The sequence below is a fragment of the Terasakiella sediminum genome (assembly GCF_033100395.1).
In the GTDB taxonomy this organism is placed as follows: Bacteria; Pseudomonadota; Alphaproteobacteria; order Rhodospirillales; family Terasakiellaceae; genus Terasakiella.
The window spans coordinates 25,211-46,485 of record NZ_JAWLVJ010000004.1 but is presented as its reverse complement, the minus strand read 5'-3'; the positions used below and the strand labels follow the sequence as shown (position 1 = coordinate 46,485).

The window sequence follows — 21,275 nt, the reverse complement described above, 5'->3', positions numbered from 1 at the left end:
ACTAAATCTGACTATAAATCAAAAATAGCATGTTCTAACTTTTTAAAGTCCCCGTCTTCTATATACGGGATTTCCCCTACAATACGCACCTGACCGAATTGTTCAATGGCCTTTTTGTTTTTCTCATTCAAAGGACCATTCAAGACAACACCTTTGATGGCAATATTGCGATCACGCAAAGCCTTAAGGGTCAGCAAGGTGTGATTGATCGTACCAAGACCACTGCGGGCTACTACAATGGCTTCGCAATCCATCTTTTCAATCAAGTCAATGATCATAGTATCGTCATTTAAGGGAACAAGAACACCCCCTGCCCCTTCGATCACCAAGTCACCATCTACGGATGGTTTTTCGATCTTGTTTAGATCGATTTCCACACCATCGATACGGGCAGCCTCGTGCGGAGATAATGGCTCTGTCAGTTCATACCCACAAGGCAGAATGCGATCATCTGAAATTCCGCCCAAGCGCTGAACTTCATTTTTATCTTCAATATCGTTTGTGCCACTTTGCACCGGTTTCCAGTAATAGGCATTCAACTGACGTACAAGAAGTGTGGAAACGACGGTCTTTCCAACGTCCGTATCTGTCCCGGTTACGAAATAGGTGGTCATATATTCATTCCTTTATGGACGTCACCGATCAGAATTTCATATGTCATCGAACAGTCCGTCTTATCTTCCAGCTTTGCCAGCACCTTCTTTAGGGCCGCAGGTCCCATAGGGCTGTAGCCTTTGCGTGGTGCCTGTGCACCGATCAGTTTCAAGGCACGCAAAAAAGCCAGACCATTTTCATAATTCTGTTTTTTCGCATGCGACTGCATCACCGCAGCACAGTCATTGAACTGATAAGATAAAATTGTGTTCAAATCTGGGTAGTCATGTAAACCCACAGGCTGCCCCTCTTTTACAAGCAGATCACGCCATTCACAGAAACTGTCTTTGCCCAGGGTGGTAAAGACCAGATGCCCGCCCGGTTTTAGAAGCCCTGCAAGTCGGCCAAGGCCAGCCTCCAAATCACTAAACCACTGTACAGCCAGGCTGGTGACGATCAGGTCAAACTTGCCTTCAATGTTTGGGAATTCGCCATCCATTTGCTGATAAGTCACCCCATCACCAATGCGATCACGGCAGGTTGCAATCATTTGATCGGAAAGATCAGTTATCATCCATTTGGCTTTGGGGAACAGATCGACCATTTCCTGTGTCAGAAACCCCGTGCCACAACCGATTTCAAGGCAGTCGATATCAACGCCTAAATTCAAGTCGCGCACGTAATCGGCCAAAAAACCCGCTGTCCATTTTTGGACAGGTGCCTGCTGGTCATAGGTCTGCGCCGCATTCCCAAAGGAATGTTTTATGTAGGATTTGTTCACTTACAAGCTATCCAGAAATCTTTGAATATGACGGATCGTTTCCCCGGCCTGATTTAGCACAAGCACGTGATTTGCCTCTTTATACCAGATGATGTCTTCAGGGAAAGCCGCAAGTGATAATTTTTCCGGCACAATCTGATCATTTCTTGATGACAGGATCATTTTGGGGCACTGCAATGAGGTATAGAGATCACGAACATCCCAGTTCAAAAGGCATGCCAGGCCTTCCTTCATGCCCTGGATATCAGCTGTGTCCGACCAGACCGGATCATTAACACCACTGTTTGTCATAAATTGCGCCCAGACCGCATCCGGTGCTTTGTCAAATTGTCGGATCATACGGGTCAGCATGCGCTCTGGTACACCAGCGGGCCAATCATCAGCCTGACAAAATTTGGTGAATCCGTTGATTGCAATCAGCCCATTGATCTGATTGGCATTTTGCAATACCCAGGCAAGCCCCATAGAATGAGTGATATAGACCGCTTCATCGGGTAAATCTGTTTTTTCATTGCCATAAAAACCAAGATCAATGCATTGGACATCATGATCGCAAAAAGCAGGGATTATTTCGTCCCAGAAGGAGGGATCGAACCCCCAGCCATGCACAAAAACAAGCTTAGCCATTGCCGAACGTCCGAATTACATCGCACAGGTGATCAATATCTTCATCATGGTGCGCAGCTGTTAGCGCAAAGCGAATGCGGCTCGTCCCTTTGGGAACGGTCGGCGGGCGAATGGCGATGCCGAGGATGTTTTCCGCCTCAAGCGCCTTTGCCATTTGCAATGTCTTTTCCTCTTCCCCAACCATCAACGGGATAATCTGTGTGGATGAATCACCCACATCAAACCCACTTTGGATAAAGCTTGCCCTCGCCCTTTCGGCATTCGCAAGCAACCTTTCGCGCACCTCATCCAGACTAGGCACCAATTCAAGCGCTGCATCCATTGCGCCTAGAACAGCAGGTGGCAAGGATGTAGAATAAATCATCCCTGCACATCGGTTGATCAGATAATCCTTGGCTGCTTTTGAACAGACCAGATAAGCACCGAACCCACCAAGCGCCTTGGAAAAGGTCCCCATCTTAAACGAAACATTTTTGCCTGCGCATAGCCCATAGCCATGTTCGCCCAACACACCTGTGGCATGGGCTTCGTCGATATAAAGTTTAGCGTTGTAACGTTGAGCTATCTCAATCAACGCATCGACATCACTACGGTCACCATCCATGCTGAAGACACTTTCTGTCAGGATGAACCGCTGCCCGGGTTTATCCTTGTTTTTTTCCAGCAAGTCACAAAGGTGATCAAGATCATTATGGCGATAGCGGATCTGGCGGATGCCGCCTGCTTTCAGCCCATGATGCATGCTGGCATGATTTAGGCGGTCACAGAAAACGAGTGCTTCTTCACCCAAGACCTCTTTATCAAACAGGCTGGCGAGAATGGCGGAATTCGCTTGAAAGCCAGAATTAAAGATCAGGGCTGCTTCTCCACCCTTTGCTTCAATCAAGCGCTGTTCCACCCGTTCATGCAGTTCCATCGTCCCACAAACAAGACGTGACGCCATGGAGCCTGTGCCCCAATCTTGCGTCCATTGTTTGGCGCGTTCCATCAAAAACGGATGTTGCGCCAGCCCCATATAATTGTTGGACGAAAAATTGATAATCTCGCGTCCCTCAAGGACAGTGCGTCCATCTTTGGACGGACCAACGGTACGCAAAGATCGCTTCAAGCCCTTCCCTTCAAGGCCGGATACATACTGTCTATAGAGGGTGTTCAGATCATCACTCATGGCAGAAAGTCTTTTAATGCATTCATGAAATCATGGGGCTTTTCGGCATGAACCCAGTGGCCTGCATCAGCGATTTCATGAAAGTCCACATTCGGGAAGAGATGCTTGATTAATTGATGGTGGCTGCGTTGAATATAATCAGAATTTGCGCCATTGATGAACAAGGTTTCGCCTTCGTATTTTGCATCAACACGCAAAGCTGGGACGCCTGCGATCTTATCCATCTCGTTCCCCAGCGTTTCAAGGTTTACCTGCCATCGCAAACCTTCTGATGTTGTTTCAAGGTTCCCTAACAAAAACGCACGCACGCCCGGATTATCAATCACATCCGAAATCAACGGATCGACCTCGGCGCGACGCGACACAGATGAAAGGTCTACCGACAAAAGTTTATCAACATAAGATTTAAAGACCATGTTGGGGTATTTAACAGGCGCAATATCTGCAACCACCAGGCTTTTAACCCGTTCTGGTGCTTTTAACGCCAGGGTCATGGCTGCTTTGCCGCCCATGGAATGGCCGACGATATGGGCTTTGTCCAATCCGCGTTGATCCAGAAATGCAACAAGATCCTCTGCCATTTCCACGTAGGTCATGGAATCTGTCCACGGGCTTGATCCGTGATTGCGCAAATCAACTGTCAATATGCGATAGCTGCGCGCCATTTGCTTGGCAATTGAATTCCAGTTTTTTGCTGCACCAAACAGTCCGTGAAGGATGACAACGGGTTCACCATCGCCCATATCCTGAAAAGCAAGTTCCATGGTCTTTTACCTTGTTTCAAAAACATTCTTGTCCTATTAGAACAGTTCCCCCGATAAGTCACTTTTTTAATGGATTTTACCATGTGTTCCAAGACAGATACCCCACAAGATATCGTTGAAGCGCTGCAATACAATAGCGATGGCCTCATTCCGGCGATTGCACAGCAGCATGACACGGGTGAAATCCTTATGATGGCCTGGATGAACAAGGAAGCCGTGGCAGAAACCCTGACAACAGGTCGTGTCTGCTATTATTCCCGTTCCCGCGCGCAATTGTGGCGCAAGGGCGAAAGCTCCGGCCAGCAGCAGGAACTGATTGATTTCCGTACCGACTGTGACCTGGATACCGTGGTTGTCAAAGTCAATCAGACGGGCGTTGCCTGTCACACTGGCCGTCGCAGCTGTTTTTCATGGGCCGCACGTGATGGCAAGGTTGAAGTCGTGGAAGATGTAATCGTTTCCCCGGACGAGCTTTACAAAAAGAAATAATCAGCGGCGCATGCGTCGGCTGGCAGGTTCAATCGTCAGGTAAAAGGCTTTATCTGACGATGTTTCTGCACGCCATTCAACAGGCGTCGGATAGGCCTGCCCCCTAAATAACGCCACACCATAGGGGCTAAAATCGCGTTCGTCCTTATCTTTGGGTTGGCGAAATGTGATTTTTTGTGCGCGATAAGTCACCAGCATTTTTAACTGGTTAGGGTCAGCATGGAAATCCGATGGCAGGTGTGAATTCAGCTTAAAGAGAAAATCGCGTGAGCGTGATTGACGGATCAGGACACGCACCCAGCTTGTAATGTCATTGACCAAAAATTTGCGGCGCATCTCATCTTCTTCATTCGCCAGCACCAATCGTTTGTTCAGCTCAGAGCGTAGACGGCTTTGGACACAGACGAATTCATGTTCTGCAAAAACTTCACCCGTTGCCCCGTCCAGAAAGCTTTCAATCGCACGGATGGGACGTCGGCGTAGAACCACACCGTTGACTTCCAGTGCGTGAATGGCGTTCCACTGCGTATCGTTTTTGCAATCAATCACCATCATCTTTGCAGGCATGTTGCGGTCCTTTAAAGGGCGACGGCTTTTGATGGTGGCGGGTGAGACAACGGTTGGTTTCAGCGTCATAGCTTTCCCTTGATAATTTTGCGCATCAGAAAACGAGCCGGATGCAAAGATTCACGAACCGCATTTTCGACCGGACACGGTGTTCCTGAAATATAGGATGAAAGGATATCGGCCAGCAAGGGCGCTGTCTGCACCCCACGTGCCCCAAGCCCACAGATGGTGTAAAGTCCGTCGATATATTCAGCAGGTGCAAACTGTTTATATTTGGGCCCGTGGCTCATCCCTTGATATTCCTGGATGTACCAATCCTGCGAGAAAACAGGCCCGACCATCGGATAATGGTCTGCCGTCATGGCCCGAACGTTCGCCCTGCCCCCAACGATTTCCACCTCATCGATATTGCGGATGATGGAAAGAGTCTGCAGGTTAAAGTCATGGCTTTCTTCTTTCACATCCTTGTAGGAGTGATCAAAGAAATCGGTCCAATAATCAAAGCTCGCACCGACCACGTGCACACCGTCTTTAGCAGGCAGCATGTAGCCACCGTAAGACAGCGCATGTTCCAGTTTTTCTGTTTCTTCTGTGGCCTTTACATAACTGACCTGACCGCGACGCGGTTGCATGGGAAGCTCGCTATATGTGTTCAGCGCTTGGTTTTCCCCGGCCGTAGTGATGATAACGCAATCGCCTTCAAAAACGATTTCTTCATCAGAATAAAGTGTCCAGCCATCATCCGATTGTTCCATCTTGGTGATGGCGCAATCATATCGGACGTTCAATGTATCCGCCACGATCTGGCAGAGTTTGGAAGGTTCGATACAGCCACTGTTTTCAAACCAGATTCCGCCGCGTTCGACTTTCATCTTCAGCCGTTCTGAGGCCTCATCAGCTTCCAGATAAGAAATCTCGTTGCTCGGGAGGACTTCAAGCTCAACCAGCTTTCTGAATTTTTCATCCTGCCCATCATCCTTGGCCATCTGAAACAGGCCGCGTTTACCATGCCAGGGAGTTTGGACAAACTGTTCATAGAACCGAACCGCATGCAGATAGGCAACCGTATTAAACCGATCCGCCCCTTCCTGCGACAGAAACAGCTTGGGATTTAACAGGCCGATTTTATTGCCTGATCCTTCTGATCCTGCATGGCTGTTTCTCTCAAACACGATGACCTCATGGCCGTCCGCCACAAGTCGTTGTGCCGCAATACAGCCCGCAGCCCCTGCCCCGATGACAGCGATTTTCTTTTTACCACTTGGTTTATAAGAACGCTCGTACCAAGCTAATTTAGATCTGGTATAGTCGCCTTGAAAACTTCCTTGCAGGCTTTCACGCTTGCGACCATAGCCGGGGCGTTTCCACATCTCAAAACCGACTTCAATCAACCCGCGTTTCACAAAGCCAGCTGCGGTAAAGGTTGAAAGAACGGTGCCTTTATCAGACAGGCGCCCCATCTGTTCAAAGACTTCAGCGCGCCACATTTCCGGGTTTTTGGCAGGGGCGAAACCGTCCAGATACCAGGCATCGACCTTGCCATTCATCTGTGAAAACATCTCAGCAGCTTCGCCAAACATCAGGGTCAGTTTAACTTTGCCGCCTTCAAGCAGAACGTGGTGAAAGCCGGGGGTGATTTGCGGGTAGACCGAGATCAACTGTTCTGCTTCATCTTCAAGGCCTTTGAAATTCTGATAGGCCTGTTTCAATTGACCTTTGGTTAGCGGATAAGCTTCAACTGAGTAAAAATGCAGTTGGCAGTCAGTTCCACTCTCGCGCCAGGCCTTTAACGTTGAAAGAAAGTTCAACCCAGTGCCAAAGCCCGTTTCGGCCACAACGAAGTGATCCTTGCCTTCAAACCCTTCTGGCAAGCCACAGCCTTTGACGAAGACATAATCTGTTTCCGCCATCCCATCATCAACGGAGAAATAAACGTCATCAAAACGCCCGGAAACAGGTGTTTTTCCGTCTTTCCAATTCAATTCGGGTGAGGCAAGCTTACTCACGGCTATCTCTTTCAAAAATATGTTGTTTTTCTACCAACAGCCCCCACATCAGATTTATGGGGAACCATTGCAAGGTGAGCGAGATGAACCATTTCAGCCCGCCCAAAATAAACAGAAAAACATACGCTTGGTCTGTTCGGGCCTTTTCGACAGTCAAACGGATGTTGGGCGTTAATATCAAACTCCATGCCGATGACAATCAGGTTGAACGCGGCCATATCTTCCTGTTCAATCATTTTGCACGTTTTGAAACGTTTATTCCCCAATACCTGATTTATCAAGAACAAAAGGCCTATTGCCGATCTGTGGCTGCCAGTGAATTCTTTGGTGGTAACGATCGTTTTACCGACTATCTCTATGCTGTGGGCGCTGTGCCCAACGATATGCCGGGGCTTTTAAGCTTCCTTGCGCGTGATATCCTAAAGGGTCGCAAGATCATCATTTTCCCAGAAGGTGGAATGGTGAAAGACAAGAAGATCATGTCGTCATCCGGGGATTATTCGGTCTACTCCCCCAGTGCAGAAGAACGCAGAAAACATCACACAGGGGCAGCCCGTCTTGCTTTAATGCTGGATATCTATAAACAGGCCGTCCTGAACACCACGGATCATAAACTTTTGGAAAACTTCACAAGAGAATTGGGGTTAAACAGCATTGATACCCTGATCCAGCGATGTTCAGAACCCACCCAACTGGTGCCCAGCAATATTACTTTTTATCCGATCCGGATCACCGATAATTTCCTGAAAGACAGTGTGGAACGCTTAAATGGCAACCTTTCCCCCAAATATGCTGAAGAGCTATTAATCGAAGGAAATATCGTTTTAAAACACACTGATATGGATATCCGGATGGGGCACCCTATTCAATCAGGTACTTATCTTTCCTGGCTGGAAAAACTGATACTCACCAGATGCACCAACGGGATGTGCAGTCTGGCTGAACTTTTCAACATCGGGACAGTAACAGAAAGCCTGCGCGACAAATTCATCGCGCGGGCATTACGACAAAAAACCGAAGCTTTGCGCGATCAATCCATGCATCAAATGTATGGGCTGGTGACCATCAATCTATCTCATTTAGCGTCTATTCTGATCCTCCATCTGATTGATCAGGGGATTGAGCGGATGGTGCAGTCAGAATTTCTGCGCATCCTCTATTTAATGGCGCGTTATGTCAGTCATGAAAACCGGATCTACCTGCATCGCTCCCTCTTAAAGGCAGACACCTATCGCGGCATACATGATGGAAGCTGTCCTGAATTCAAGCAATTCCTGAAATCTTCACAAAAAGCTGGCTTGTTAAATGTGGAAAATAAACAGATCATTTTCCTGGCCAAGCTACGTGAAGAACATGACTTTCATTCTGTCCGTATGGAAAATCCAATCTGCGTTTATGCCAATGAATGTGCCTCCATTCAAGGCGTGCATACGGCCCTTGAACGTGCACTCAGTAACCAGTTAACGCTGAAGCCGCAACAATGGGCACGTTATTTCCATGAAGATGAACTCCATGCCCATCAACAGGCGAAAGAACAGTTTTCAAAAGCTGAATTTGATGAGATAAACCAGCAAGAAACGGCAACGCAGGATGGGAGACCCTTTTTCCTGCAACCTGATCCAGCACGGGCCAAACGCACAGCCGTCTTGTTGCTTCATGGTTTTCTGGCTTCTCCCGCAGAAATGCGCGGTCTGGGTGATGATTTTCTGGACCGGGGCCATACGGTCTATGGTGCACGACTGGAAGGTCATGGCACCTCGCCCTGTGATTTACGCGATCGAAGCTGGCAGGACTGGATGCGTTCGGTTAAACGGGGCTATGAAATTCTATCCAGTTGTTCCGACCATATCGCCATCGTTGGATTTTCAACAGGTGGTGCCCTGACCCTTCGCTTTGCCGCAGACCGTCCCGAAAAGTTGGCGGGTATCTGCGCCGTCAGCACGCCGCTTAAATTCAGTAATCCAAATCTGGTGTTTGTGCCCTTGATCCATCACGCCAACCGCCTGGCAAAGTGGCTTGCGGCCCAAGAAGGTATATTGCCCTATATCATCAATGAGTCAGAACATCCCAACATCAATTACAAACATATCCCGGTACGTGCGCTTCATGAACTGCGCCTGCTTGTGGCAGAAATGGAAGACAACCTACAACGGATCAATTGCCCAAGCTGGCTGATCCAGGGCGATGAAGAAAAAGTGGTCAATCCTGAAAGTGCTAATCTGATCCGTGAACAGATGGTGGGGACAACGCCGAAGGTTCATATGGTACCTTCCACCCGCCATGGGATCATTACTGAAAATATCGGACAAACCCGCCAGCACATCTTTGATTTCATCGATTTGATAGAGGAGCGCCTGAACAATGACTAAACCATGGTTATCATCTTACGCCGATAATGTGCCTCATGAAATCAATGTCGATCCCCGCCCCTTGCACGCCTTTTTCGAAGACGCAGTGATCAATTTTGGAGACCATGGCTGTCTGGATTTTCTGGATAAGAAATATACCTACGCCGAAATTGGCGACCTTGTGGGGCGTGCGGCTAAAGGTTTTCAGTTATTGGGGGTAAAGGCGGGGGTAAAGGTCGGCCTGTGCCTGCCCAATTGTCCTTATTATGTCATCTGCTATTACGCCATCCTCACAGCTGGTGGGACAGTGGTGAATTACAATCCGCTTTATGTGCGCAAAGAACTGGAGTTTCAAGCACAGGATAGCGAGACCGAAATCATGGTCACACTGGATTTGAAACAGCTTTATCCGAAGGTGACCCATCTGATGGAAGCGGCGGACGTTAAGAAGGTTGTTGTCTGTTCCATGACCGATATTCTACCCCCCGTCAAAAGCGTGTTGTTCAATATCTTTAAGCGTAGTGAACTGACCAAATTTGATCATGACCTGCAACATTATTCCTTCGATCAGCTTATTCAGAATGACGGCTTGCCGGACCCGGTAGAGATTGATCCGGACCATGACATCGCGGTCATTCAATATACAGGCGGGACAACCGGCGTCCCAAAAGGGGCCGTCTTAACCCATGCCAATCTTGTTGCCAACTTGCGTCAGGTGCGCGGTTGGTTGTGTGATCTGACACCAGGCCAGGAACGTATGCTGTGTGTTCTGCCTTTCTTCCATGTGTTTGCCATGACAGTTGTGCTTAACTTGGGGATAGCATCAGGGATGGAACTGATCATGGTGCCCAGATTTGAACTGGATGAAGTGCTGGACCTGATTAATGAGAAAAAACCAACACTGTTTCCTGCTGTCCCAACGATCTATAACGCCATTTCCCAACATCCAAAGATCAGGGACTATGATCTGACCTCCATCCGCTACTGTATTTCAGGCGGTGCTCCCCTACCCCTTAAAACACGCACAGAGTTTGAAGAACTGACAGGATGTAGCCTTGTGGAAGGATATGGCCTAAGCGAATGTTCCCCTGTTGCCACCTGCAATCCTATTGGCGGGGTTTCAAAGGAAGGATCCATCGGTATCCCTCTGCCCTCCACCCAAATTATTGTGCGCGACATGATGCCGCCTTATGAAGCGGTTGAACCGGGCAAAAAAGGTGAGATTTGCATCATTGGGCCACAAGTAATGAAGGGGTATTATCACCGTATAGGTGCAACCGAAGCAACCTTTCATCACAAAAGCCTGAAGACCGGGGATATCGGTTATATGGATGGCGATGGTTATATTTTTTTAGTCGATCGCGCCAAGGATTTAATTTTATGTGGGGGCTATAACGTCTATCCCCGTCATGTAGAAGAAGCCATCATGCAGCACCGCGACGTGGCAGAAGTCACCGTGATTGGCATTGAAGATGAATACCGAGGTCAGGCGCCAAAAGCTTTTGTGAAGCTGAAAGAGGGATGCAAATTACGCGAAGCTGAATTAAAGGCTTTCCTGCATGAATATCTCTCTCCCATCGAACGCCCTTCTGAAATCGAATTCAGGGATGAGTTGCCAAAAACTATGATTGGGAAATTATCCAAGAAGGAATTGCTAGCTGAGGAAGTTGCGAAGAAAAAGAACTTCATGCCGAAGAAAGAAGAAAGTCATTTTGACTGAATTGATTGCGTCATCCCTGCGAAGGCAGGGATCTCGTTTCACTAAAAGATTCCTGCCTTCGCAGGAATGACACTATACAAAAAGCCCCTGTATCCTTTTGAACACAGAGGCTTTTCTTTGTTTAAATGCAGATATTTATGGTCCGAAGAAATAGACCCGGACATAAACACCGACATAAGCCGTCAGGGCAATCGCAGCCAGAATGAGGCCGATTTTACCTTTAGAGGGAAGTTTTGGTTTTTCACTCATTGCTTCATTCATAATCATTCAGCCGGCTTTGCATTTGTGGGAAACCCGGGATCAGTTGTTGCTGCCATATTGGCATCACGGTCTTCATAGCCATATGGGGACCATTCGTCCGTAACCGATGGTGGGTTCGGGAAATTACCAGCCTGCGGGCAGTTTGGTGCGTGGGTCCATTCCATAGAACAGGATTTCCATGGATTTTCCGGTGCAACCTTTCCTTTAAGCGCGCTGCCAACCCAGTTCAGGATCGTAACAGCCATACCAGCAGCTACCATAAACGCACCCACTGTTGCAACCTGATGATAAGGTTCAAACTGCGGGAACATCTGATAATCCCAATAACGGCGTGGCATACCTTCAACCCCGATGATAAACAGCGGAATAAAGGTCACATGTACCCCGACGATATTCAGGATAAAGCCTGTTGTCGCCCACGGGCCATCAGCATAACGGCCAAACATTTTCGGGAACCAATAATAAATCCCGGCAAACATCGCAAAGGCAGAGAACATCGCCATAATGAAGTGGAAATGCGCATGCACAAAGGATGTTTCAGACAGGTGAACGGTAATCGCTGTCAAGGCAAGCGGAATACCTGTCAAACCACCGGACAGAACCAGAAAGAGACAGGAAGCCGCATAAAGCATGCCCGTATTGTAGGTAATTGCACCACGATAGAGAGTCCCCCACATGGACATCACCATAAGCCCCACAGGCACCGAGATCAGCAGCGTCGTCACCATTTGACCGATCCGCAGCCAGTCTGGCATACCGGATACATAAAGGTGGTGAACCCACACAAAGCCGGAAATGCCAACAATGCCCCAGATACCGCCATAGACACATGCCTTATAGTTAAAGACACGGTTCTTACACATGGTTGCGAAAATCTCAAACAGGATACCGCAAGCAGGCAGGAAGATAACGTATACGGCCGGGTGCGAGTAGAACCAGAACAAGTTCTGATACAACAGCACATCCCCACCCGCTTCCGGATTAAAGAAGCTGGTGCCGAGATATTTGTCAAACAGCAACATAGTCACAGCCGAAGCCAGTACAGGAATGAAGACCAGTTGTAGAACAAAAGCTGCAACAGTTGTCCATGTAAAGACGTTCAGTTGGTTCCAGCCCATGCCAGGTGCGCGCATATAGATCACAGTCACCAGGAAGTTCACTGCGCCAAGGACTGAGCTAAAGCCCAGCAAGTGCACGGTAAAGACATAGAAGGCCGTGTTCCCCGTCGTCGCAACGGAATAAGGCGGATAGCCCGTCCACATGACGTCTGGCGGATCAGGGATCACAAAGCTTAACAGCGCCAGAATAATCGCACCGTAAAACAGCCAGATTGAAAAGGCGTTAATCCGTGGGAAAGCCACGTCTTGTGCACCGATCATCAAAGGCAGGAAGTAGTTGGCAAAAAATCCGGTCAATCCTGGGATCAGGAAGGCCAGTACCATGGCCGCACCATGGAAATAGAGCCATTCGTTATAGTCATTAGGGTTATCCGTAATGGTCGGGCCAAGATTGGACTGTTCCAGACGGATCAACAGGGCCATAAGCCCGGCAACCACAAAGGCTGCCATGGAACCGACCAGATACATGATCCCGATCCGCTTATGGTCTGTTGTGAAAAACCACTCTTTGAAAGTCTGCATTGTCATTATCTTTCGCGTCCTTTCCTAACCTTGAGTGTTTGATTGAACGGAAGCAGCCTTGGCTTCTTCCTTGGTTTGTGCAAACCAGGCGTCATATTCTTCCTGATCAACGATACGGATGTTTGCTGCCATTTCCGCATGTGCTGTCCCGCAATATTCGGTACAGGTGTAGATATGTTCACCCTTATTCACCGGGTTGAACCATACATAGGTCACGCGGCCTGGCATCACGTCTTCCTTAACGCGATATTCAGGAATATAGAATGAATGCAGCACATCTTCAGAGGTCATACGCAAGACAACAGGTTTACCTTGTGGAAGAACCAGCTCTTCACTCACGATGTCATCGCCGTAATCGAATTCCCAGTACCACTGATACGCTGTTACGCGGATTTCCTGTGCTTCATCCGGGATACGACGGTAATCATTCCACAGTACCCAGCCTTTTGCTGACAGATAGAAATCTTCTGCCATAAACAGGGCTGCGGGGATTAATACCCAGCCCAAAGCTGCTGCTTTGGAAAGTTTTGGCGCATGGCCAACTTCATCTTCGCTTTTTGCGCGATATTTGAACAACATCCAAATCGCGGCAATACTGAATACAACGCCAATAAAGGTAATACTGCTGATAATGTCAGCCCACAGTATGTCCCAATCGACGGCGGGGTTCCGAACGGACCCCTCTTCATCTGCGAACGCAGGCATAGCCACACCAACGCCAATGGCGCTCAGCAGGGCTTTCCTTAAATACGTTCTCATGTGATCTCCTCCCTTTTCTTTTGTCGCCGTTTATAGACCAGAACTGTTGTTCCAAAGGCACTTACCCCAAGGATAAGTGAGCCTATTCCGACGAACATGGGGATGTTAAAAACATATTTGCCTTCCTTGTAGCTATAGCTGTAGCATAAGGAGACGGCATAATTGATGATCTCGCTGGGTTTGAAATTGCCTTCGCGTGATTCCAAGACGGCCAGCTCAATATCGCTAACGTCAATGTCATGTGCGTATAATATCCGGGCCAGTCGCATTTCCGGCGACAGGACCAAATAAACCGTGGGATGGAAGAATGTACGGTCCTGTGCGGACCAGAAAAAACGGTAATCAAATCGATCCGTAAAATCCTTGATGTTCTGGCCTGGGCTTGCCACAGCAAAGGTCCATCCATCAGCTACATTTTGTTCCAATCCCACATATTTGCGAAATTTTTTCAGGGTTTCAGGGGTATCGTTTTTATCAAACGAGGCTGTTACCACATCAAAGTCACGACCCGGTTTTAGACGCCCTGTTTTTTCCAGCTCTGACAAACGTTCGCCCAGGTCAATATTGACATTGGAACAAACACCATCACAGGTGAAATAGGACATTACCAAAACCAATGGCTTACCTGCACGATCTTGAAACGTGAAAGTATCGCCATTCTGATCAATAAATGAAAAGTCACGTTTGGGTTTTAACCCCAAGACTTTTGCTTCATTGATCCGTAAAGATTCAGGGTCGATTTCTGACTCAGGTACCTTAAAAGTCTGTGTTGCCTGCGCCGGGGCAAATGTCCCCAACAGCAAAGCAGATACCATCATCGCAAAGATCGAAATACGCATATGATTGCTTTCTCTTTCGCTTACCAGAAATAAATCTGTGACACGACGAAGAACCACACCACATCGACAAAGTGCCAATAAACCGAAGCACAGGTAATAAACGTCTTGTTTGTCATCCCTTTAAAGGCAGGGATTAAAACACAGATGAAAATACCTAAGCCACCGATAACGTGGGAAGCATGGAAGCCCGTCAAGCTAAAGAAGATTGTCCCGAAAGCGTTGGTGTCCGGATAGAAACCAACTGAGAACAGGTGGTTATATTCGTAGAAAGTCATCCCTACAAACACCAGTCCCAGTGCAATCGTGATCATCAACCATTTACGAAAACCTGCCTGGTCGTCATGTGCGTATTTTTCTTCAGCAACATGAATGGTCACGGAAGAACCGACAAGAACAACCGTCATAATCAACGGCAAAACCACCGGAAATTCCGGTGTATCTGCTGGCGGCCAGGACTCAGCGCCAAGGCGCATCATCCAATAGGTTGCAAAGAAAGACAGAAAGATAAAAATTTCCGAAACAATAAAGATCGGAAGTCCGACCCCGGCAACATCTGCAATCAACGGCTTGACCGTCAGACCTTCGTTAACCCACATGGAAATACCAGCAAGCAACATAGGCGTCCCAATTCCGGCAAAGATCGCTGCCAGCAGCGGATCTTCATATTGGAAATAGGCGGCAAATGTTAAAGGAACCAGAAAGAAGACGCCAGTTACAACCCAGAACGGAGCTTGACTCCATTCCCAATGGTGCTCGTGAGCGTGTGAACTTTCACCCGACATTCAGTTTTCCCCTCCCTCATGTCGTTAAAGATAAATATATAAAAGCCTTTTTCGCCTTTATGCTGTCATTCGAACCATCTGCCTAAATGGGCAGATGCACGTCCATAATGACGACGAGGAAAAGACCTCCTAAATATTTCATCGATGCAAAAAAGTTGGTCATTGCGGTCATCTCATCTGACGACTTGATCAAATCCCAATTGCATTTCAGAAAATAGGCACCGAGGCACAGTGCCCCAATCCCGTAGATATTGCCGAGTTCACCAAGGAACCAAGGCAATAAACTTGAAGCGACCAACAAGATGGTGTTGATCAGAATATATCGTGCGGTAACCACATTACCGACAACCACGGGCAACATGGGTACCCCGGCTGCGGCATATTGATCTTTCAGGCGAATTGCCAACGCCCAAAAATGTGATGGTGTCCAGAAAAACAAAACCAACGCCAACAGCGTCGGCAATAACCATTGATCTGGATTGACCGCTGCCGCACCTGCCATAACAGCAAAGCTTCCGGCCAAACCACCGATAACGATGTTCAGCCAGTTGCGGCGTTTTAGCCAGATCGTATAGACAACCCCATAAAAAAACGCCCCCAGGAACAGGTGCGTTGCCACTACAGGATTAAACACGTAAGTCGCAATGCCACAGCCGACAATCAAAAGACTTGCGGCCACCCACAAGACAAGATTCGGACGGCTGACACGACGCTGTGCAAACGGACGCGAACTGGTCCGTGTCATCAGCCGATCAATGTCACGATCATAGAAATGGTTAAAAATACTTGATGACGCTGAACCCATCATCATGGCAACAACCAGCAACCCCAAATGACCCCAGTCGATTTGGCCTTGTTGTACTGTCGCCAGATATCCGGTTACAGCGGTTAGAGCAATCATCACACCAATACGTGGTTTGGCGAGCTGAATGTATCCTCCCATGGAATAAACCCCTTGTTATTACGGTTTATTATAATTTTATTAAGGGGATGATAGCCTTAAATTAGAATAAGTCCAAAGGGAAATTTGATCTTTTTGCTCGGTTATTCGTTTACGATCAATTTACTACGCATTTTATTGTGTTCAATCCCACAATATTCCGTGCAGCCAATGGCATATGCGCCGGGCTTCATTTTTGGCAGTTTTAAAAGATATTCCCGACCCGGCTGGATCAATATGTCGATGGAACTTCCGGTCGCTTCTTTGGGTAGGTGGAAGGCATGCTGAATATCCCCCGTCGCCAGGTGTAAAACATATTCCTGACCGAATTGTACGGTGATTTCTGAACTCCATTCCCACTGACGGGCCAGAAGATAGATATCTTTTTGATCCGGCTTATTTTTTTCAGCCCGGTCTTCAAAAGATTCCAGAGATGTCAGCGCACGGACTTCCAACCCCATTTGGTCAGCGGACAAACTGCCTACGAGTTTCCATCCCATGATGGCGGCTGCGACCACAATAATAGTGAGGAAAAGAGCGTCATATCGTTTCATGCTTATGCCCTCCTTTCAACATCGCGCGAATGGTCAACACGACGAATAAAACGCCACCGATCACGGCCACAATTCCGCCCACACCCATCAGTCCCATGCTGAGGATTTTTTCTATACTATCAAGGGATTGCGCATCGCCTGCGGTTTTACGTGGCACACCCTGGCTGCCCGCCAGAAACATCCCGCTTGCATGCATGATTTGACCAAGACCGTAGAACCAATATTGGGATTTAAAGATTTTGCCTTCTTTCGTCTGGATATCGATAAAAGGTAAAATGATACGGTGATAGAAAATCATAAAGGACAGATTGATCCCGCCAATCACCGCATGATAGTGCGCAGGAACGCGCGTATCCGTGCCATCCAGCATCAGCCCATAAAGCCCACCCAGATTGTAGGTCACAAGGGATAACCAAAGTGCCTGCTGCGTTAATCGATCCAGTTTTCCCGCTTCTTTAGACAAAAGAACCTGAAAAAGGCAGAAAGAAACGATCAGAGATGGCAGGATTAAGCCATAGCGCAACATCTCTGTATAGAAATCACGATGGATTTGCCCGAGGATATCAAAGAATGGATAAATCACGGGGGCTGGCAGCGCAAAAATCAGCAGGAGAATGAGAGAGGTGTTTAGATAGCGTGCAGGCAATTCAACATTTTTTACCACCACCTTCCACGTCAGGAACAACAGTGCTGTATTGACAAATTGCAGCACATGTCCCCCACCCCAGAACAGACGTTCATTGTAGGTCGGATCGGTTAAACCTTCTGGTAGGTAGAAATACGCCAGACCAAAGCAGGCAAGTGCAATCAGATAAAGAACGGCGCAGACTTTGTAGCCGTCAAGACCTGTCGTGGTGACAATCTGACGAAGGGCAATAAGAGCCAAAGCAATGAACAACAGGACTAACCCTGTGTAATAGAGCCAATGGTTCATCACAGGGACATAATTATTCAGTTCTGCCGTGCCTAAATCAAGCAAGGCGGGCAGGATTAATCCGATACAACCAAGGTGGGCAAGACCAATAGCAATTTTTCCAAGGCCTGAACTTTTTTGATCGCTTAAACGGTAACTCCAAAGTGCGCCCATGGTTGCAAGAAACCAGACAACGAATGAAAAGATCACATGGGTGACCAGCCCTTTATGGAAAAAGCTTTTCCACGGCCAGGGCAAAATATCCTGAACACCGGGTGTTCTTGAAAACACAAGCAGCAAGGCAAAGACACCGGCGATTGCTAGCGCACCGGTGGCCAAAACCGTCCAGGCTTTACATTCCTGCTTTAAAGTCATGCGGCCCCATAGATGTGAAAGGCCATCACATAGACCACAATGCCAGACGCGCAAACAAAGGCCCAGACAGGAAAAGTATATCTGGCGATAGCTTTATGACGGATAAAATCCCCTTTGATTGCGCGAAGCACGGTCATGATGATCATCACAAGCGCGAGTGCAGCAAAGGCAATATGGGTAAACAAAATGGTGAAATAGACAGAGCGAATGCCCCCTTCCCCATTAAACGGCACGTGACCGATATGGGCGTGGTAATAGAGGTAGGAGATGAGAAAGATCGTCGAAACCGCCAAGGCTGAAATCATCAATTTTTTATGACGTTCTTTATCCCCTGATTTCACAGCCAGAAAAGCCAGTGTGATTAGGATCAGGGAGATCGCATTTAGAGACGCTTGAAAGTGGGGAAGAATGTCAAGAATTTCCATTATGTCGCATTTCAAAGTTAAGCCAGGTTACGGCAGTAAAGAACAAAAGACCAAAGGTCTGATGAAGGGAAGCAAGCGAAAGCGGAACCACCAACAACAGTGTTGATATCCCGAGAATGACTTGCACAGTGATCAATGCAAAACTGATTTGCACGATCCTTTCCTGTTTATGGCGCAGGAAATAAGCCGTCATTAAAATAAAGGTCAGGATTGCCAGTACACGATGCTGAAACTGGACCGTGGTAATATTTTCAAAGTGATTCAGGTAAGCAGGAACCTGTTCATACAAACCGGTTGGGATCAATTCGCCGTCCATCAGCGGGAAGGTGTTATAGGTCAAGCCTGCGTCCAGTCCAGCCACCAAAGCGCCTGCCAATACAGTGATGTAGCTAACGCCCCACAACCCGACGGCTTTCAGGTTAAAATTGTGTTTATATTGTTTTCTATAAAAACACAGAGCTGTCCAGATCAGCGCTGCATAAAGAACGAACGCAAACCCCAGATGCGCCATCAATCGGTACTGGCTGACCTCTGGGTGGTCCACAAGCCCGCTTTTGACCATGTACCAGCCGAGCAGGCCTTGCGCGCCGCCTAAGAAAAACAGCCCAATCAAAGGGAGACGCATGGATTTCGTGATCCAGCCGCGCATCAGAAAATACACAAGCGGCAAACCAAAAGCCAAGCCAATGATACGACCCCATAAACGGTGGAAAAACTCCAGCCAGAAAATATTCTGAAATTCCGCCAGGCTCATGCCGTAATTGATCTTTTGGTACTGCGGGGACTGCTTGTAAAGATCAAACACCGCCTGCCAGCTTTCAGTCGTAAAGGGCGGCAACCACCCGGTAATGGGACGCCAATCCACCATGGACAGACCAGACCCTGTCAATCGGGTCAATCCACCCAAAACGACCATCACCAAGACCATCCCGGCAACAGCAAACAACCAAAGTGCAACGACTTTGTTACTTTCTTTAGAAAAAGGCACTGCGGTTAAAACCTGTTATTCTGCTGGAACAAGATCGCGGTATGCATGCCAGCTGGCATATCCCAGGACAGGCATGGCAACGATCAAACCAATAAAAAACGTCGCAATCGCAAACCAGGCGATAATCCCGATGGTGAAAGCCCAGCTCCACATTACATGGCTGTTCTTCATCACGGTTTGAAAGCTGAATTGCATGGCTTCAAAAGCGCCCGTCTGGCGATCCAAAATCATAGGTACAGACACGGCTGTCAGCAGGAACACGATAGCCGCAAAGATCAGACCAACCATGGAACCAACTGCCAGGAAAACAAGTCCGTCTGTGCGCGTAAAGATATCGGCGCTAATGGTTTCCAGAGAAAGCGATGCATCTCCCATCATCAGGGCGTAAAGTACGACCGCGACCTGCGTCCAGATCAGCATAAACATCAACAGCACAAAAGCCATGATACCCAAACGACGCGGACTTTGACGCCAGGCGTTGCACGTGCTCATAAAAGTTGGATTTTCACCTTTTTCCCTCTGGCGCGATACTTCATAGAGACCAAGGGCCAACCAGGGTGCAAACAGTATAAAACTGCCGGAAAAAGGCAAAATAAGATAGGTAAGTTTAAGCGCTTGCAGCCCCCAAAACAGTGCATAACCGGACAGGACAAAAATCAGACCATAAGTCAGCCCGACCCCGGGCGCTTCCTTAAAGTCATGCCAGCCTTGTTTTAGCCAGTTCGAAGGTGCTTCGATATGGACTTTATTTGCTTCAAAGATGGCACCCGGTTCTAGAGAAGTTGCATCAGACATGTTTGCCCCCTAACCTTTGTTATGCGCTCGCATAGAGCTTTCTTTAGAAAGATGCTAGCATAGAAAATTGAGAAATGCGCAATTGTTTTTTCCAAAATCAGGCTTTAAGGGAAATATTATTAATTTTTAATACCTTATAGCGTCATTTCCATTTACCGAAAGCGAATTGACAGCTAAAATATCCAACCTTTCGGGAAAATGAAAATAACAAACATCCCCAGAAGCAAAGGGACATCGACATATGGATGAAAAGACGCGTCAACTGCTAAAGAAAATGGAAAAAGACTTCCAGATACGCCTTCAGCAAACAGCCGCAGACATTTCAGGCTGGGAGAGCGCGGATAGATTTGAGCAATTAATGGCCGTTTGTCACAAGCTTGCAGGCAGTTCCGGTACATTTGGCTTTGACGAAACCAGTCGCGTTCTAAAGGCGTTTGAACAAAAGCTCAAAATGATGGAACCACCAAAAACGGACGAGGAAGCACGTGTCCTTTATCAAGAAGCGGCTCGTTTAATCGCAACCGAAGTTTAGGCTTTTTCCCAAAGCGCACTGACTTCCTGTGACAATTCCATTGGATTAAACGGTTTTGCAATCACACCAACCGCCCCCATCGCATGAAAGCTGTCGATATCACTTTGCATCAGCTTGGCCGTTAAAAAGGCGACGGGTGTATTTTTGAAACGATCCAGCTTTCTAATCTCGGCATAAGTGGCTGGCCCATCCATACCGGGCATCATGGCATCCAGAAGCACCATATCAGGGGCAAAACTTTCGATCGTATCCAGGGCTTGCTGACCGCCTTCTACGACGCAGACCTCAAATCCGCCGACATTTTCCAAAACCAGTTTCGCAATATCACGAATGTCGGGTTCATCCTCGACATACATTATTTTACGCAGTTGTTTGTCCATAAACGTCATCCAGATGGGTCTAAGTTTC

At 47.8% G+C, this 21,275-nt stretch carries 22 protein-coding genes; 4 read left to right on the top strand and 18 right to left on the bottom strand.

Annotated features, from left to right (window positions below; translation table 11 throughout):
* Positions 1-11: 11 nt before the first annotated feature.
* From bioD to RYZ26_RS03860, 5 genes are read right to left on the bottom strand one after another with little or no spacing between them, the layout of a single operon-like run.
* A complete protein-coding gene (gene bioD / locus RYZ26_RS03880) occupies positions 12-614 on the bottom strand; it encodes a dethiobiotin synthase (RefSeq protein WP_317681848.1) in 603 nt (200 codons plus the stop codon).
* Positions 611-1,375 (bottom strand): methyltransferase domain-containing protein, encoded by a 765-nt coding sequence (locus RYZ26_RS03875; protein WP_317681847.1) that lies wholly within the window; start codon positions 1,373-1,375, stop codon positions 611-613. Before RYZ26_RS03875 ends, bioD begins: the two co-directional genes overlap by 4 nt.
* The gene (locus tag RYZ26_RS03870; RefSeq protein WP_317681846.1) at positions 1,376-2,002 is read right to left on the bottom strand and encodes an alpha/beta fold hydrolase; all 627 of its coding nucleotides are present in this window, start codon (positions 2,000-2,002) and stop codon (positions 1,376-1,378) included.
* The gene (gene bioF, locus RYZ26_RS03865) at positions 1,995-3,170 is read right to left on the bottom strand and encodes an 8-amino-7-oxononanoate synthase (RefSeq protein ID WP_317681845.1); all 1,176 of its coding nucleotides are present in this window, start codon (positions 3,168-3,170) and stop codon (positions 1,995-1,997) included. The genes RYZ26_RS03870 and bioF overlap by 8 nt, the downstream gene beginning before the upstream one ends.
* Positions 3,167-3,934, bottom strand: coding sequence for an alpha/beta fold hydrolase (locus RYZ26_RS03860; RefSeq protein ID WP_317681844.1), 768 nt, complete (start codon positions 3,932-3,934; stop codon positions 3,167-3,169). The genes bioF and RYZ26_RS03860 overlap by 4 nt, the downstream gene beginning before the upstream one ends.
* A gap of 81 nt (positions 3,935-4,015) precedes the next feature.
* Between RYZ26_RS03860 and hisI the strand changes: the two genes are divergently transcribed.
* Positions 4,016-4,423 (top strand): phosphoribosyl-AMP cyclohydrolase, encoded by a 408-nt coding sequence (gene hisI, locus RYZ26_RS03855; protein ID WP_317681843.1) that lies wholly within the window; start codon positions 4,016-4,018, stop codon positions 4,421-4,423.
* On the opposite strand, the gene RYZ26_RS03850 is transcribed toward hisI, so the two are convergent.
* Positions 4,424-5,059, bottom strand: a complete 636-nt coding sequence (locus RYZ26_RS03850; protein ID WP_317681842.1) for a DUF1826 domain-containing protein — start codon at positions 5,057-5,059, stop codon at positions 4,424-4,426.
* Positions 5,056-6,996 (bottom strand): bifunctional tRNA (5-methylaminomethyl-2-thiouridine)(34)-methyltransferase MnmC2/FAD-dependent 5-carboxymethylaminomethyl-2-thiouridine(34) oxidoreductase MnmC1, encoded by a 1,941-nt coding sequence (mnmC, locus tag RYZ26_RS03845; protein WP_317681841.1) that lies wholly within the window; start codon positions 6,994-6,996, stop codon positions 5,056-5,058. Before mnmC ends, RYZ26_RS03850 begins: the two co-directional genes overlap by 4 nt.
* 83 nt (positions 6,997-7,079) lie before the next feature.
* Between mnmC and RYZ26_RS03840 the strand changes: the two genes are divergently transcribed.
* Together RYZ26_RS03840 and RYZ26_RS03835 are read left to right on the top strand one after the other, a co-directional pair.
* On the top strand, positions 7,080-9,365 hold the full coding sequence (locus RYZ26_RS03840; protein WP_317681840.1) for an alpha/beta fold hydrolase: 2,286 nt from the start codon (positions 7,080-7,082) through the stop codon (positions 9,363-9,365).
* Positions 9,358-11,064: a long-chain-fatty-acid--CoA ligase gene (locus tag RYZ26_RS03835; protein WP_317681839.1), complete on the top strand. Its 1,707-nt coding sequence runs from the start codon at positions 9,358-9,360 to the stop codon at positions 11,062-11,064. Before RYZ26_RS03840 ends, RYZ26_RS03835 begins: the two co-directional genes overlap by 8 nt.
* A 263-nt stretch (positions 11,065-11,327) precedes the next feature.
* Here the strand turns inward: RYZ26_RS03835 and RYZ26_RS03830 are convergent, their stop codons facing one another.
* The 10 genes from RYZ26_RS03830 to RYZ26_RS03785 all read right to left on the bottom strand — a co-directional run bounded on the left by RYZ26_RS03830 (position 11,328) and on the right by RYZ26_RS03785 (position 20,335).
* A complete protein-coding gene (locus tag RYZ26_RS03830) occupies positions 11,328-12,971 on the bottom strand; it encodes a cytochrome c oxidase subunit I (protein ID WP_317681838.1) in 1,644 nt (547 codons plus the stop codon).
* A gap of 18 nt (positions 12,972-12,989) precedes the next feature.
* A complete protein-coding gene (gene coxB / locus RYZ26_RS03825) occupies positions 12,990-13,724 on the bottom strand; it encodes a cytochrome c oxidase subunit II (RefSeq protein ID WP_317681837.1) in 735 nt (244 codons plus the stop codon).
* Positions 13,721-14,563, bottom strand: a complete 843-nt coding sequence (locus RYZ26_RS03820; RefSeq protein ID WP_317681836.1) for an SCO family protein — start codon at positions 14,561-14,563, stop codon at positions 13,721-13,723. The genes coxB and RYZ26_RS03820 overlap by 4 nt, the downstream gene beginning before the upstream one ends.
* Positions 14,564-14,583: 20 nt before the next feature.
* Positions 14,584-15,345: a cytochrome c oxidase subunit 3 gene (locus RYZ26_RS03815; protein ID WP_317681835.1), complete on the bottom strand. Its 762-nt coding sequence runs from the start codon at positions 15,343-15,345 to the stop codon at positions 14,584-14,586.
* A gap of 82 nt (positions 15,346-15,427) precedes the next feature.
* Entirely contained in the window at positions 15,428-16,288 is an 861-nt protein-coding gene (cyoE, locus tag RYZ26_RS03810) for a heme o synthase (protein ID WP_317681834.1), read from the bottom strand.
* 101 nt (positions 16,289-16,389) lie between these two features.
* Positions 16,390-16,839: a cupredoxin domain-containing protein gene (locus tag RYZ26_RS03805; protein ID WP_317681833.1), complete on the bottom strand. Its 450-nt coding sequence runs from the start codon at positions 16,837-16,839 to the stop codon at positions 16,390-16,392.
* On the bottom strand, positions 16,826-18,127 hold the full coding sequence (locus RYZ26_RS03800) for a cbb3-type cytochrome c oxidase subunit I (protein ID WP_317681832.1): 1,302 nt from the start codon (positions 18,125-18,127) through the stop codon (positions 16,826-16,828). Before RYZ26_RS03800 ends, RYZ26_RS03805 begins: the two co-directional genes overlap by 14 nt.
* Positions 18,124-18,552, bottom strand: coding sequence for a DUF420 domain-containing protein (locus tag RYZ26_RS03795; protein ID WP_317681831.1), 429 nt, complete (start codon positions 18,550-18,552; stop codon positions 18,124-18,126). The genes RYZ26_RS03800 and RYZ26_RS03795 overlap by 4 nt, the downstream gene beginning before the upstream one ends.
* A complete protein-coding gene (locus RYZ26_RS03790) occupies positions 18,539-19,540 on the bottom strand; it encodes a COX15/CtaA family protein (protein ID WP_317681830.1) in 1,002 nt (333 codons plus the stop codon). The genes RYZ26_RS03795 and RYZ26_RS03790 overlap by 14 nt, the downstream gene beginning before the upstream one ends.
* Positions 19,541-19,555: 15 nt before the next feature.
* On the bottom strand, positions 19,556-20,335 hold the full coding sequence (locus RYZ26_RS03785) for a DUF2189 domain-containing protein (protein ID WP_317681829.1): 780 nt from the start codon (positions 20,333-20,335) through the stop codon (positions 19,556-19,558).
* A 241-nt stretch (positions 20,336-20,576) separates the two neighbouring features.
* Between RYZ26_RS03785 and RYZ26_RS03780 the strand changes: the two genes are divergently transcribed.
* Entirely contained in the window at positions 20,577-20,867 is a 291-nt protein-coding gene (locus RYZ26_RS03780) for an Hpt domain-containing protein (RefSeq protein WP_317681828.1), read from the top strand.
* On the opposite strand, the gene RYZ26_RS03775 is transcribed toward RYZ26_RS03780, so the two are convergent.
* On the bottom strand, positions 20,864-21,247 hold the full coding sequence (locus RYZ26_RS03775) for a response regulator (RefSeq protein WP_317681827.1): 384 nt from the start codon (positions 21,245-21,247) through the stop codon (positions 20,864-20,866). The genes RYZ26_RS03780 and RYZ26_RS03775 overlap by 4 nt on opposite strands.
* Positions 21,248-21,275: the final 28 nt, after the last annotated feature.

Bases quoted from the DNA above. Each gene is read 5' to 3' on its own strand.
- bioD (WP_317681848.1), bottom strand. From the start codon at position 614: ATGACCACCTATTTCGTAACCGGGACAGATACGGACGTTGGAAAGACC.
- RYZ26_RS03870 (WP_317681846.1), bottom strand. From the start codon at position 2,002: ATGGCTAAGCTTGTTTTTGTGCATGGCTGGGGGTTCGATCCCTCCTTC.
- bioF (WP_317681845.1), bottom strand. From the start codon at position 3,170: ATGAGTGATGATCTGAACACCCTCTATAGACAGTATGTATCCGGCCTT.
- RYZ26_RS03860 (WP_317681844.1), bottom strand. From the start codon at position 3,934: ATGGAACTTGCTTTTCAGGATATGGGCGATGGTGAACCCGTTGTCATC.
- hisI (WP_317681843.1), top strand. From the start codon at position 4,016: ATGTGTTCCAAGACAGATACCCCACAAGATATCGTTGAAGCGCTGCAA.
- RYZ26_RS03850 (WP_317681842.1), bottom strand. From the start codon at position 5,059: ATGACGCTGAAACCAACCGTTGTCTCACCCGCCACCATCAAAAGCCGT.
- RYZ26_RS03840 (WP_317681840.1), top strand. From the start codon at position 7,080: ATGAACCATTTCAGCCCGCCCAAAATAAACAGAAAAACATACGCTTGG.
- RYZ26_RS03835 (WP_317681839.1), top strand. From the start codon at position 9,358: ATGACTAAACCATGGTTATCATCTTACGCCGATAATGTGCCTCATGAA.
- RYZ26_RS03830 (WP_317681838.1), bottom strand. From the start codon at position 12,971: ATGACAATGCAGACTTTCAAAGAGTGGTTTTTCACAACAGACCATAAG.
- coxB (WP_317681837.1), bottom strand. From the start codon at position 13,724: ATGAGAACGTATTTAAGGAAAGCCCTGCTGAGCGCCATTGGCGTTGGT.
- RYZ26_RS03820 (WP_317681836.1), bottom strand. From the start codon at position 14,563: ATGCGTATTTCGATCTTTGCGATGATGGTATCTGCTTTGCTGTTGGGG.
- RYZ26_RS03815 (WP_317681835.1), bottom strand. From the start codon at position 15,345: ATGTCGGGTGAAAGTTCACACGCTCACGAGCACCATTGGGAATGGAGT.
- cyoE (WP_317681834.1), bottom strand. From the start codon at position 16,288: ATGGGAGGATACATTCAGCTCGCCAAACCACGTATTGGTGTGATGATT.
- RYZ26_RS03805 (WP_317681833.1), bottom strand. From the start codon at position 16,839: ATGAAACGATATGACGCTCTTTTCCTCACTATTATTGTGGTCGCAGCC.
- RYZ26_RS03800 (WP_317681832.1), bottom strand. From the start codon at position 18,127: ATGACTTTAAAGCAGGAATGTAAAGCCTGGACGGTTTTGGCCACCGGT.
- RYZ26_RS03795 (WP_317681831.1), bottom strand. From the start codon at position 18,552: ATGGAAATTCTTGACATTCTTCCCCACTTTCAAGCGTCTCTAAATGCG.
- RYZ26_RS03785 (WP_317681829.1), bottom strand. From the start codon at position 20,335: ATGTCTGATGCAACTTCTCTAGAACCGGGTGCCATCTTTGAAGCAAAT.
- RYZ26_RS03780 (WP_317681828.1), top strand. From the start codon at position 20,577: ATGGATGAAAAGACGCGTCAACTGCTAAAGAAAATGGAAAAAGACTTC.
- RYZ26_RS03775 (WP_317681827.1), bottom strand. From the start codon at position 21,247: ATGGACAAACAACTGCGTAAAATAATGTATGTCGAGGATGAACCCGAC.